At 45.7% G+C, this 12,343-nt stretch carries 11 protein-coding genes; 6 read left to right on the top strand and 5 right to left on the bottom strand.

Annotation, left to right across the window (positions count from 1 at the left end; all coding sequences use genetic code 11):
- Nucleotides 1-188 precede the first annotated feature (188 nt).
- Nucleotides 189-956 (bottom strand): putative porin, encoded by a 768-nt coding sequence (locus tag QTA56_RS10340; RefSeq protein ID WP_004769952.1) that lies wholly within the window; start codon nt 954-956, stop codon nt 189-191.
- A gap of 408 nt (nt 957-1,364) precedes the next feature.
- On the opposite strand from QTA56_RS10340, the gene prfB reads away from it, so the two are divergent.
- The 3 genes from prfB to QTA56_RS10325 all read left to right on the top strand — a co-directional run bounded on the left by prfB (nt 1,365) and on the right by QTA56_RS10325 (nt 4,040).
- Nucleotides 1,365-2,460, top strand: a protein-coding gene (gene prfB, locus QTA56_RS10335; protein ID WP_267980866.1) for a peptide chain release factor 2 whose coding sequence is annotated in 2 segments (ribosomal slippage) — nt 1,365-1,436 and nt 1,438-2,460 — 1,095 coding nt in all. Because the reading frame shifts where the segments join, the coding sequence is not laid out codon by codon here.
- A 161-nt stretch (nt 2,461-2,621) separates the two neighbouring features.
- Nucleotides 2,622-2,924, top strand: coding sequence for an ArsR/SmtB family transcription factor (locus tag QTA56_RS10330; RefSeq protein ID WP_038346460.1), 303 nt, complete (start codon nt 2,622-2,624; stop codon nt 2,922-2,924).
- A 51-nt stretch (nt 2,925-2,975) separates the two neighbouring features.
- A complete protein-coding gene (locus QTA56_RS10325; protein ID WP_267980865.1) occupies nt 2,976-4,040 on the top strand; it encodes an alkene reductase in 1,065 nt (354 codons plus the stop codon).
- 100 nt (nt 4,041-4,140) lie between these two features.
- Here QTA56_RS10325 and QTA56_RS10320 read toward each other — a convergent pair whose 3' ends face one another.
- Nucleotides 4,141-5,157, bottom strand: a complete 1,017-nt coding sequence (locus tag QTA56_RS10320; RefSeq protein ID WP_267980864.1) for an SRPBCC family protein — start codon at nt 5,155-5,157, stop codon at nt 4,141-4,143.
- Between the two features lie 152 nt (nt 5,158-5,309).
- Between QTA56_RS10320 and QTA56_RS10315 the strand changes: the two genes are divergently transcribed.
- Nucleotides 5,310-6,626 (top strand): 3-deoxy-D-manno-octulosonic acid transferase, encoded by a 1,317-nt coding sequence (locus QTA56_RS10315; protein WP_267980863.1) that lies wholly within the window; start codon nt 5,310-5,312, stop codon nt 6,624-6,626.
- Nucleotides 6,623-7,330, top strand: coding sequence for a 16S rRNA (uracil(1498)-N(3))-methyltransferase (locus QTA56_RS10310; protein ID WP_267980862.1), 708 nt, complete (start codon nt 6,623-6,625; stop codon nt 7,328-7,330). The genes QTA56_RS10315 and QTA56_RS10310 overlap by 4 nt, the downstream gene beginning before the upstream one ends.
- On the opposite strand, the gene QTA56_RS10305 is transcribed toward QTA56_RS10310, so the two are convergent.
- Nucleotides 7,310-8,290 (bottom strand): mechanosensitive ion channel family protein, encoded by a 981-nt coding sequence (locus QTA56_RS10305; RefSeq protein WP_267980861.1) that lies wholly within the window; start codon nt 8,288-8,290, stop codon nt 7,310-7,312. The genes QTA56_RS10310 and QTA56_RS10305 overlap by 21 nt on opposite strands.
- Before the next feature lie 117 nt (nt 8,291-8,407).
- Nucleotides 8,408-8,977 carry a DUF805 domain-containing protein gene (locus QTA56_RS10300; RefSeq protein ID WP_267980860.1) on the bottom strand — a complete coding sequence of 190 codons (570 nt, stop codon included), beginning with the start codon at nt 8,975-8,977 and terminating at the stop codon, nt 8,408-8,410.
- A gap of 274 nt (nt 8,978-9,251) precedes the next feature.
- On the opposite strand from QTA56_RS10300, the gene acs reads away from it, so the two are divergent.
- Complete coding sequence (acs, locus tag QTA56_RS10295; RefSeq protein ID WP_267980859.1) at nt 9,252-11,195, top strand: acetate--CoA ligase; 1,944 nt, start codon at nt 9,252-9,254, stop codon at nt 11,193-11,195.
- 179 nt (nt 11,196-11,374) lie between these two features.
- Here acs and msuE read toward each other — a convergent pair whose 3' ends face one another.
- Nucleotides 11,375-12,115 carry an FMN reductase gene (gene msuE, locus QTA56_RS10290; RefSeq protein WP_267980858.1) on the bottom strand — a complete coding sequence of 247 codons (741 nt, stop codon included), beginning with the start codon at nt 12,113-12,115 and terminating at the stop codon, nt 11,375-11,377.
- Nucleotides 12,116-12,343 lie beyond the last annotated feature (228 nt).

The following is a 12,343-nucleotide window of genomic DNA, read 5'->3' as shown; positions in this document are numbered from 1 at the left end:
TGCTGAAAAGCTATAACCTGATAAGTAATGTTGAACAACTTTCAGTTTTAATGCTTTGCTGTATTTAGCCATTAAAAAGCACCCTTCAAATTAGACTAAGAGTGTCCAACTTTCGGGGTGCAGTTCACAGGGTGGATTCCTTAGCGTCTGTGAGAGTTCAGCAGACCCTATATTCTCTCTGGAGAGAATTAGAAGCGGTATGCACCACGGATACCATAGGTATTGTAGTCATCACCGAAGCCAATACGACCTTCAAGGCTGACCTGCTGGTTGAAGAATTTCTTCGCAGAAATACCCCACTCATCACGATCAGTTAAGTCGTTGTTGTAGTAGTCAGCGCCAACACTGAGGGTTTTGTCAAGATAGTAGTCACCCTTAACTCGGTATTCATCCAGGTCACCAAACGCACCGTAGGCTTCAAGGTTGACGTCATTGCCACCTACCTGAGTCACGTATTTGGCACGCACGGTTGGGTCTGCACCATCTTTACCGTCTTTCTCATCGTAGCCAGTCACACCCAATGCAAGCAACAAGCCTGGTGCTGGTAAATAACCCACTTCAGCGCCATAGGTCGTTACTTTTCGATCCACTGGGGTGTTGTCCACTTCAAGTTCGGTACGGCCCAAACGACCACTTAAGTAAAAGTCGCTGTTCGGTACGAAGTATTCAACCCCAGCGCCATATTCAGAGTTTTTCACACCGCTATTGCTGGCGTAGTCAATCTTTGCATTCACGTTGCTGGCACGGTTTAAGAACGCAGCCTCAGCAAGTGGTGCGTTACGGGTTTGCACAGGATTGAAATAATAAGTCCCATCCACACCAAAATTGTTTGTGCTATCAAAATCGTCCCAATCTGTATAGGTATATGAACCACCCACTTCAGCTTGATACGCATGAGCGGTTCCTGTCACTGCAAGTACAGATAAAAGTGCCGATGCAATTGCTAATTTTTTCATGGTTATGCCCCTTTTGAGATAATGAACCAAGTGAATATTGATTACACGTTTTGTTACAACTTTTAGTCTAGTGGAAAAAAAATGATCGTCAATCGCTGGAAGGTAATTTAACATTAAAAATGTAAATGACTTGTAAAATTGACATTTTATCTTTTTGATTATTATTAATAATTTTTAAATGTTTTGATTTATTAAAACTTAGGAGATATTGTGTATATTGGTGTTTTTCGTGTAATTTTTACTCATTTCTATGAAAAAAACAGATAAGCGTAAATATTAATCCATCAGAAAAAATGCTCTAAATATTTTTCATTATCAATAAAACTTGTCGAAATCAGGTGGCTGTGTCGTATAGGGCAGTTATGTTAAAATAGTAAATTGTGTGAAAAATATTGAGAGAAAAGACGCGTGGAAATTAATCCGTATCTAAACCAATTGAAAGATTTAACTGATCGTAGCCAGACACTACGGGGGTATCTTTGACTACGATCTAAAGGCTGAGCGTTTAGAAGAAGTTTTAAGAGAACTAGAAGACCCTGCAATCTGGAATGATCAAAATCGTGCCCAAGCGATTGCCAAGGAAAAGGGCAGTTTAGAAAATACTTTAGGTGTGTTTGACCGTCTTGCGGAACAGTTGGACGATGCCAAGGCCATGCTGGATCTTGCGGTTGAGGCCGATGATGAAAGTTTACTCACCGATGTGCAGGCCGAACTGGACAGTGCCGAACAGGCATTGGGAAATCTTGAATTCCGCCGTATGTTTAGCAATCCAATGGACCCAAACCCTTGCTTCCTTGAAATCCAGTCAGGTTCAGGTGGGACGGAGGCACAGGACTGGGCATCCATGTTATTGCGTATGTATCTGCGCTGGATTGAACGTCATGGCTTTAAGGCTGAATTGATGGAAGTCTCTGATGGTGATGTGGCGGGCATTAAGTCGGCAACCATCCGTGTTGATGGCGAGTTTGCCTATGGCTGGTTGCGAACTGAAAGTGGTGTACACCGTTTAGTGCGTAAGTCGCCATTTGACAGTAACAACAACCGTCATACCTCATTCTCGGCAGTGTTTGTATCGCCAGAGATTGATGACAACATCGAAATTGACATCAATCCATCCGATGTCCGTACCGATACCTACCGTGCGTCGGGTGCGGGTGGTCAGCACATTAACAAAACTGACTCCGCGGTACGTTTGACCCACGCCCCAACAGGTATTGTGGTGGCGTGCCAGAACCAGCGTTCACAGCATGCCAACCGTGACCATGCCTGGAAACAGTTACGTGCCAAACTCTATGAACTGGAAATGAGCAAACGTAATGAGGCGGCTCAGGCGCTGGAAGACTCCAAGTCGGACATTGGCTGGGGTAGCCAGATTCGTTCCTATGTTCTGGATGACTCACGGATTAAGGACTTGCGTACAGGTGTGGAGAACTCCAACACCAAGGCGGTGCTGGATGGTGATCTGGACAGGTTTATTGAAGCAAGTCTGAAACAGGGGCTATAAATTTAGTCAGCTTAAAACGGCAATCTCGTTCAGCACAGATTTGTTAATCGAAAAAATATGATATTAATATCGAAAAAAATGGATATTAATATTTAAAAAATTCGATATAATGAATTCAGGTGCTGAACAAAGCTTTGCCTGTTGAGAAACGTGGTGAGTCTATGGATATTGATGTAATCAGCAAGGCCTTAGCAAATCCATTACGTCGGCAGATTTTGCAATGGCTGAAACAGCCTGAGCAATTTTTGCCTGTGCAGGAATGTGGTGGCAGTTTTGAACGTGGCGTATGTGCAGGACACATCGAACGTTTAGGCAAGGTGGCGCAATCGACCATGTCGAATCATTTGTCTGTGTTACAGCAGGCGGGTTTGATCAAGGTTGAGAAATATGGACAATGGTCATATTTTACCCGCAATGAAGCTTTGATTCAGCAATACATCGAACATTTAAAACAAACACTTTAATACCGTGTTGCATAAGCCCAGCACGACTGAAAAAGTGAAGTTGAGGCGATCATGGCTGAACTAAATTCTACGCTGCAAGTGGGTGATTTCACGATTAAAAACCGTCTGGTTTTGGCACCCCTGACCAGAGCGCGCAGTGGTGTGGAGCGTATTCCAAATAACTTGATGGTGGAATATTACCAGCAACGTGCCAATGCAGGTTTAATCATTACGGAAGCAACGGTGATTAGCCCAAAAGCGGTGGGTTATGCCAACACACCTGGTCTGTGGTCACAGGAACAGGCGCAGGCATGGCATAAAATTGTGGATGCGGTGCATGCACAGGGTTCCAAAATTGTGGTTCAGCTCTGGCATGTGGGACGTATTTCACATCCAGACCTATTGGATGGTGATACACCTGTGGCTCCAAGTGCAATCCAGCCCGCAGGTGAGGTGAGCCTGCTTCGTCCAAAACGTCCTTTTGTCACGCCTCGTGCCTTGTCCCATGAAGAAATTCAGGATATTGTCGCGCAATATAAGAATGCTGCTGAACTTGCCAAAGCGTCTGGTTTTGACGGTGTTGAGCTACATGCGGCCAATGGCTACCTGATTGACCAGTTCCTGCAAAGTTCAACCAATATACGTGAAGATGAATACGGTGGTTCAATTGAAAACCGCGCCCGTTTACTTCTACAGGTGGTTGATGCCTTTATTGAAGTATGGGGTGCGGGTCGAGTTGGTGTGCATCTGGCACCGCGTGGTGATTCGCATGACATGGGTGATGACAATCCACTGGCTACGTTTGGTTATGTGGTTGAACAGCTTGATCAGCGCAATGTGGCCTTTATTTTCACCCGTGAATATGAGGCGAAAGATAGTCTACAGCCGCAACTTCGCCCAAAATTTAAAGGCGTGTGGATTGCCAATGAAAACTTAACTGCCGAATCAGCGAATCGTATTTTGGCTACTGGACAGGCGGATGCAGTTTCATTTGGTAAACCTTATATTGCCAATCCTGATTTATTGGAACGTCTGGAAAATGATTTGCCTTTAAATCAAATTCAGTTCGAAACTTTATATGGTGCAGGTGCAGAAGGTTATACCGATTATCCTGTTTTTGAACAACTGGAAGCATAGGCTGCGTTTTTATTCGGCATAGTTTCGATCATGCCCTGTATCATTCTCATAAAAATATGAATATCGGGTGGATAATCATCCGCCCGATATTCGTTTAATTTTAAGACTTACTTTGCTGCACTACCGCCTGTTCACTGCGATTCTTATAAAAATCCAGAATCACATTGGAAAAATCATGCACCATCAGTTGCGCAACGCGATTGGCGTAGAAATTCACTTCGGTACTGATGCGATAGTCTATTTTTAAGGTCACTCTGGTTTGTTGCGGATTGATCGGGGTCAGTTCAAAAGAAGTATATTTAAGATCAAAATATTTCCCCCCAATACTGACATGATCATCCAGCGCACCTTTGGGGATCGAATCTGGCGCAAAGCGATAGGTCCAGCTTAAATATTGGTTCGGTTTGGACTGTTGGATGATTTCATCAAAATGAATATCTTTTTGCCAGGTCGAATAACGAATCAGCCCCTCATCTGTGGTTTTGGTGATGCCTGAAACAGGATAGGGCACACCGATGGAATATAGCAGACTGGGTTTAAATTCCTCTGGTCGAATATCATGGGCATGGTTAAGCTGATACCAAATCACTTCAGCAGGTGCATCAACCACAATGCTTTTTGCCACCTGATCATAATGCAGTTGGGTTTTCTCTGGTAAGGTCAGCAGGATAAAAGGCAGCAAGGCAATGCTATAAATGGCTTTATTCGGTTTCCAGATAAAATGACACAGCCATTTCATCACGGCTGCGCCCAGCAACATGCCCACAAATAAAATTGGGGTCATGATCGCCACACAAATCGCACCCTCATGCAGCACGATGATGGCAAACAGCAGCAACACCACCAGAAAAATACAAATCACTTTAAAGGACTGCACAAAGGAAACTGCATGCTGATAGTTCTGGATATAGGCGATCAATGCCCCAATGATAAATGGAACACCGATCAGGAAACTGGCGGTCATCAGCGCTTCAAGATGACTGGCAAACAGCGCCCATAGGCAGCACAGTAGCGCCAACAACAAGAAAGGCAGCATAACTTTAATCGGGCTACGTGCTGGATAATGACTTTTTTCTGGTTGGGGTGGTCTAATCTGGTCGGACCAATCAGGCTGCATGGTTTTTCTCAAAGATATTTTTCTTGGTGTATTAGCCTATCATTTTTTGTTTCAGCCGATTGGGTCAATGGTCGTTTCCACAATTATAAATTGTCAAAACCCCATCAATTTCCGCATAATGAACGAAATCAAATTGTAAATCTTGGTCTCGGATGGCGCAGCACAACGCAGTACAGCAAACCCCGTTCTGGTATAACTTTTTACTGGTATGTCTCAAGCCGCTCTATCGCTGGAAAATAAGACAACGGGCGGAAAATGAGGTGCTGTTCCAGCAGGAATGTGTCGAGCGTTTCGGGCCTTTCCAGCCACCTAAAAATGTCAATGCAATCTGGTTTCATGTCGTGTCAGTGGGTGAGACCAATGCCGCACAGCCCTTGATTGAGCATTATTTAAAACAAGGTCATCCTGTGTTGGTGACCAATACCACAAAAACAGGACAGGCACGAGCCAAGTCATTATTTGCTGAAAAATATTCAAATTTATTTCAGGCAGTATATTTGCCAGTTGACCAGAAAACTTTGCTCAGACAATTTTTCGATCTCTACCGACCTCGACTGTTGGCCTTGGTTGAAACTGAAATCTGGCCAAATTTGATTGCGGAAGCACGGCAACGGCAGATTCCGTGTATCTTGCTGAATGCCCGACTTTCTGAAAAATCGGCCAAAGGTTATGGCAAGGTTCTCCGCCTTACCCAGCCGATGTTGCAGCAACTGACTTGGTTGTTGGCACAGGATGCAGCCACACAACAGCGTTATGTGGCTTTAGGCTTGGATCAGGCCAAAAGTCAGGTGGTGGGCAATATCAAGTTTGATATTGAAGCACCATCACACTATATCCAGCAGGCGGAACAATTGAAACAGCAGTGGCAATTGGCGGATCGTCAGGTGATCACATTGGCAAGTACCCATGCGCCTGAAGAAGAAAACCTGTTAAAAAAATTACAAGCCCATTTAAATACAAATCCGAATTTACTTTGTATCGTGGTGCCCCGCCATCCTGAACGTTTTGATGAGGTCTATAAAGTTTGCCAAAGTTTAAATTTAAATACTCAACGCCGTAGTCTTCAACAGATGATTCAGCCCGATACTCAAGTCTTTCTTGCCGATAGTATGGGCGAGATGTGGCTATGGTATAGCTTAAGTCAAGTTTGTTTTGTTGGTGGTTCACTGAATGAACCAGGCGGTGGACACAATATCTTGGAGCCGATGGTATTGAATGTCCCAACGGTGATTGGCCCTCGCTATTTTAACTTCCAAAGTATTGTCGATGAGTTTGTGGCAGAACAGGGCATCCTGATTGGGGAAAATGCCGAGCAAGTGGTACAACAGCTTTTAAGCTGTCTGGATGATTCAGCCCAGACCCAGCAACTGGTTGCTCATGCCCAGCAGGTGTTGCAGCGCAATAAGGGTTCTCTACAAAAACATATCCAGTTGCTTGACCACTATTTACAGCAAACCGCATCATCATGAATATTGTTTTACTTGAAGCTGAACAAACCCAATCCGAGTTCTGGAAAATTGAAAATCCAAGACAACTGCAACATTTAAGCCAGCATATTCAGTTAAATGCTGGAGATACCTTAAAGGTCGGTGTTCGCAATGGTCAACGCCATCTCACGGAAGTTGTAACGATTTCAGAGCAACATATTGTACTCAGGCCGATTCAGGCCGAAGCCTTACCTGCAAAGTTGCCTGTGCATTTGATTCTGGCATTGCCACGTCCCAAGGTGCTGCGCCGTGTCATCATGGACGCGGTGACGCTGGGTGTGCAACGTATCAGCCTGATTCATAGCTATCGGGTGGATAAGAGTTATTGGCAAACTCCATTTTTACAGCAACTGGATGATTATGTGACGCTGGGGCTGGAACAGGCAGGTGACACCATCGAACCAGAAATCCAGCTTTACAAAAGGTTTAAACCTTTTGTTGAGGATATATTGCCAAGCTTTATTTCAGGACAACGGCCCGCCTATGTGGCGCATCCCTATGCAGAACAGCAAATGCCTTATGCAATTAATCATGCGTGTAATTTGATTGTTGGGCCAGAAGGCGGCTTTATTCCCTATGAAGTCGATTTACTGCAAAAAAATGGTTGCCAGGCCATGAGCCTTGGCAACCGAATTTTGCGTACTGAAACAGCGGTATCATCTATTTTAGGTCGGTTGTTTGTCTGAGCGCTCGGCGTTGTCCGACTGATCGCCACGATCGACTTTTACTTCCTGTACAGGGTAGGGAATTGAGATACCCTGTTCATCAAAGGCTGCCACCACCAGTTCCTGAATCTCGCTGATTGAGGTTCCAGTTGAGGTTTCGGTGGTGTTGACCCACCAGCGTACCGTCAGGTTAATCGAGAAGTCGGCCAGTGCGGTAACATTCACTGAAAAAGCAGGCTGACTCAGCACGTTACGGTTATGGTCCAGAATCTTCAGGATAATGTCCTTGGCCTGCTGGATATTGTCTTCATAGCCAATGCCGACCATAAACTCACAACGGCGGCGCTGGTAGGCATTGTTCACTGTCACAGCACTGGTATAGACCGTCGCATTGGGAATGACGATACGGCGACCATCTGGAGAACGCAGGAATGTGGCACGAATCTGGATATCCTCAACATTGCCCTCCATGCCATTCACCACAATGTCATCACCAATGCGGAAAGGTTCCCCCAGTAAAATCAGTACGCCTGAAAGTAGATTCTGGAAGATGTCCTTAAATGCAAAACCAATGGCGACCGAACCAATCCCCAGCGCCCCAATCAGTTGGCTTGGGGTAAAGCCTGGAATGGCAATCACCAGCGCGATCAGGAAACCAAAGAACAGGATAAAGGTGCTGCCGACCCGATTCAGTACCAATACCAGGTTCTGGCGGGTGTAACTGCGATTTTCCAGTGTTTTGCGAATAAAGAACTTAAACAGCTTGGTTAGCAGCCAAAAAATGATAAACACCGCAATCGCGATGCAGATATAGGGAACCCGCTGCCAGAAACTGTCGATGATCTTGTCAATCGTGGTATAGGCATCATGGTATTTTTCAGTATGGGCCAATACAGTCTGCGTGGTTTTGGCACCTGCCTGCTGGATCAGTTCACCTGTGTCCTTGGCGACATTGGTCAGGGTTGTTTGTTCATTTGCCACAGAAAAATCTCTATTTCGCAAAGTGGGAATGGAAAGGGGGAAGCAATCATAATGAATTTATCGCAAATATGCATGTAAAGTTCAGTTGTTGTTTCACCCCACTTATGCTCTGGAAACCTAGAAGTATCCAGTGGTGTTCTGGATCATTTGTGTTGGCCCCTCCCATAAGTCTGGGCTGGCAAAGTAATAGAAAAACACGAAGATAAACAGCATCATCAAGATACTCAGGATGATCATGATCCATGCCAGCAATTTTTCCCAAGTGGTGGATGGACGGACATCGCCATAATCATTGCGATAGGGTGTACCTGGCGCAAGCAACACATAGAAAGTAAACAGCAACTGGATAAGGGGAACGAGCAGCAGCAGGCTCAGCCAGCCTGTTTTATTGAGGTCGTGTAGACGACGAATCAGGAAAACAATCTGGAAATAAACCGTTGCAAACCACAGTGCAATCATGGCGAATATCATAAGGCCTGGAAATGCGGAAAGCATTGGTGTGTCCAGATTGACATTGTGAATACTGACAATGCCAGTGAACAGCATAAGGAAGATCAAAACCGCCATGCAGGTCAGGCTGAGCAGGCCATACCAGCCCAGATAGCTGAGTCGGTTAAACCGCCCCTTGGCGGATAAGGGATGGTCATTGATGGGCTGTGTCTGGGAGGAGAGTGGGGGATTCAACATCATATTTTCCTATTTTTTGTTTATTAAATCTTTTAAGGTATGGGCAATGATCAAAATAATCACTTATTTTAAAAACAAAAAGCATAGACAAGCAGTTCAAATTTAAATTATTTTGAGTAAATTTTTGAAAATAAACTGATCGTAACATTCCTACGACCAAAGCCGCATTGTTTAGTCTTGTAAATGGTGTCCATACTGCAAGAGAGAACAAAACATACCAGAAGAATAGATGTGATCATCTAGGGTATGAAATAAAAAACCAAGGAAGTAAGCTATGAAAGACATCTACCCAGTGCCTGATAAATTCAAAGAAACGGCAAGAATCTCGGAAGCAGACTATTTCAAACGTTACCAGCATTCCATTGAGCAGCCTGAAGCATTTTGGGCGGAAGAAGCGCAAAAGATTGACTGGATTAAGCCCTTTACCCAGGTCAAGAATACCAGTTTTAGTCAGGATGACTTCAAGATTGAATGGTTTGCCGATGGTGAGCTGAATGTCTCCGCAAACTGTCTGGACCGTCATCTCAAGGATAATCCATTAAAACCTGCCATTATCTGGGAAGGTGACCATCCATCACGCCATAAAATCATCTCCTTTGCCGAGTTGCATGATGAGGTGTGCCGTTTTGCCAATGTGTTGAAGAAACAGGGTGTGGCGAAAGGTGACCGTGTGGTGCTGTACATGCCAATGGTACCTGAAGCGGCGATTGCCATGCTGGCATGTGCCCGCATTGGTGCGGTGCACTGTGTGGTGTTCGGGGGGTTCTCGCCTGATTCACTGGCCAGCCGTATTGAGGACAGTCAGGCCAAACTGGTGATTACCGCCGATGCGGGAATGCGTGGTGGCAAGCTGATCCCATTGAAGGAAAATGTTGACGCCGCCCTGGATATTCAGGGAACCGACAGTGTAGAGAACGTAATTGTGGTGCACCGTACAGGCAACCCGATTCAGTTCAATGAGGCGCGTGACATCTGGTATCACCTTGCCATTATGGAAGTGGATGAGCACTGTCCACCTGAGCCGATGAAGGCGGAAGACCCACTTTTCATCCTTTACACCTCTGGTTCAACAGGCAAGCCAAAAGGGGTGCTGCATACCACGGGTGGTTATCTGGTTTATGTCAACACTACCTTTAGGGAAGTGTTTGACCTTAAAGAGGATGATGTGTACTGGTGTACCGCAGATGTGGGCTGGATTACAGGCCATAGCTACCTGCTGTATGGCCCGCTCAGCAATGCCACCACAACGGTGATGTTTGAGGGGATTCCACAGTATCCAACATGGGCGCGTATCGGCCATGTGATTGACAAGCACAATGTCACCATCCTCTATACCGCACCAACCGCCATTCGCGCCATGATGCGTGAGGGTGATGCCTATGTGCGTGAAAGTGACCGCAGCAGTCTACGTCTGTTGGGTTCAGTTGGTGAGCCAATCAACCCAGAAGCGTGGAACTGGTACTATGAAGTCGTCGGTGAAAGCCGTTGCCCAATTGTGGATACATGGTGGCAGACTGAAACGGGTGGAATCCTGATCTCACCATTGCCAGGTGCAACCGCATTGAAACCAGGTTCGGCAACCCGACCATTCTTTGGGGTGCAGCCTGCCCTTGTTGATGGCGAGGGCAATGAATTGGAAGGTGCCAATGAGGGCAATCTGGTGATTAAAGACTCATGGCCAGGCCAGATGCGGACCATCTGGGGTGATCCAGAGCGCTTTATTGAGGCCTACTTCTCCACCTTTAAAAACTGCTATTTCACTGGCGATGGTGCGCGCCGTGATGAAGATGGCTATTACTGGATTACTGGCCGTGTGGATGATGTCCTCAACGTTTCAGGTCACCGTTTAGGCACAGCCGAAATTGAAAGTGCCCTGGTTGCACATGAGGCTGTTGCCGAGGCTGCGGTGGTTGGAATGCCGCATGACATCAAGGGACAGGGGATCTGTACTTTTGTCACCTTACAGGCTGATGTGGCCGAATCAGAGGAGTTGCGCAAGGAACTGGTCAACTGGGTGCGTAAGGTACTTGGACCAGTGGCAACGCCTGATGCCTTGCACTGGGCACCCGCCTTGCCAAAGACCCGCTCAGGCAAGATTATGCGCCGTATCCTGAGAAAGATCGCCGCCAATGAACTGGATACACTGGGTGATACCTCAACTCTTGCTGAACCAGCGGTGGTGGAGGCCCTCATTGCAACGGTTTATCCAGACAGATAAGACATATGTAAATCACAAGAGCGTTCACTTGAACGCTCTTTTTTTATGAGCAGCGTTTAATGGTCAGTAAGGAAAATAGAAACCTACCAAGAATAAAAAGCCCCAAGCCGAGTCTTGGGGCAATAATACTTGCCATTACATTATTTTTCTTCTTATCAAGGCTAAAACCGCGTTATTTTTTATGCAACGTGGTTTAGATTTTTTTGTGGTTTTGGATGGAGGCGGGATTCTGCTGCATCCAGATCAGGTACTGCCGCTGAGGGAAGCACATCCGCCTGTTCAATCTGTTTGTTAATACCGAGATTCTGGTTGGCCTGTTCGGTTTTTGCTCTGGTTGCCGCCGCACGCTGACCCTTGGCGGGTGCCCATTCCAGTATTGGCAGGGCACGTGCTACAGCTAGGGTCACACGGTCCGACAGTTGCTCACTTTTTACCGTGTATTCAGGTGTAAAGTCGCGATCGGTGGCATATACGCCAATCGGTAGGGTCTGTGCCTGAAAAAAGCTAAATAGCGGACGTAGCTGATGCTCCAGTACCAGTGCATGCCGATCACTGCCGCCTGAAGCCGCCAGCAATACAGGAACATCGACTAAAGCAGTCTGTTCAACAAAGTCGAAGAAGTGTTTAAATAAACCAGTGAATGATGCACGGTAAACGGGTGTGCCCACAATCAGGGCATCTGCCGCCTCAACTGCGGCAAGGTCATCCTGTACACGCTGTGGCAGTTGGTTACGGTAAATGGCGCCACCCAATAAAGGACCAATTTCACTGAGTTTAATGAAATGCACCTTAATGCTGATTGCTTCTGAAAGTTCATCAAGGATGGCCTGAATTAAACTTTCAGTTTTAGAGGGACTATTCAGTCCCCCTGAAACGGCAACAATGTTGAGGGGAGTGGTGATTGTCTGGTGATTTGGCATGGTTGGGCCTGGGCAGTTTTCCTGAATTGCCCCTATTTATCTACCTGAATATGCTGGCTGTAAAATAAGGAAATGCTGCAAGCTTATCTTTTTTATCGATATATCTAAAAATAACGATAGGCTTGAAGTTGGTTGATTTTAATTGCATGTTTCTATTCAATATTTCTTTAAGGGCTTTATTCTTGAATAAATAGGATATGGATTATATAAATATTCGATTTATTTTGC

It is taken from the genome of Acinetobacter thutiue (genome assembly GCF_030385805.1).
Taxonomy (GTDB): domain Bacteria; phylum Pseudomonadota; class Gammaproteobacteria; order Pseudomonadales; family Moraxellaceae; genus Acinetobacter; species Acinetobacter corruptisaponis.
Note: the sequence above shows the minus strand (reverse complement) of the source record. Positions and strands in the feature narration are given on the sequence as shown.

Coding starts and splice junctions, on each gene's coding strand:
- QTA56_RS10340 (WP_004769952.1), bottom strand. CDS start 956: ATGAAAAAATTAGCAATTGCATCGGCACTTTTATCTGTACTTGCAGTG.
- QTA56_RS10330 (WP_038346460.1), top strand. CDS start 2,622: ATGGATATTGATGTAATCAGCAAGGCCTTAGCAAATCCATTACGTCGG.
- QTA56_RS10325 (WP_267980865.1), top strand. CDS start 2,976: ATGGCTGAACTAAATTCTACGCTGCAAGTGGGTGATTTCACGATTAAA.
- QTA56_RS10320 (WP_267980864.1), bottom strand. CDS start 5,157: ATGCAGCCTGATTGGTCCGACCAGATTAGACCACCCCAACCAGAAAAA.
- QTA56_RS10315 (WP_267980863.1), top strand. CDS start 5,310: ATGGCGCAGCACAACGCAGTACAGCAAACCCCGTTCTGGTATAACTTT.
- QTA56_RS10310 (WP_267980862.1), top strand. CDS start 6,623: ATGAATATTGTTTTACTTGAAGCTGAACAAACCCAATCCGAGTTCTGG.
- QTA56_RS10300 (WP_267980860.1), bottom strand. CDS start 8,977: ATGTTGAATCCCCCACTCTCCTCCCAGACACAGCCCATCAATGACCAT.
- acs (WP_267980859.1), top strand. CDS start 9,252: ATGAAAGACATCTACCCAGTGCCTGATAAATTCAAAGAAACGGCAAGA.
- msuE (WP_267980858.1), bottom strand. CDS start 12,115: ATGCCAAATCACCAGACAATCACCACTCCCCTCAACATTGTTGCCGTT.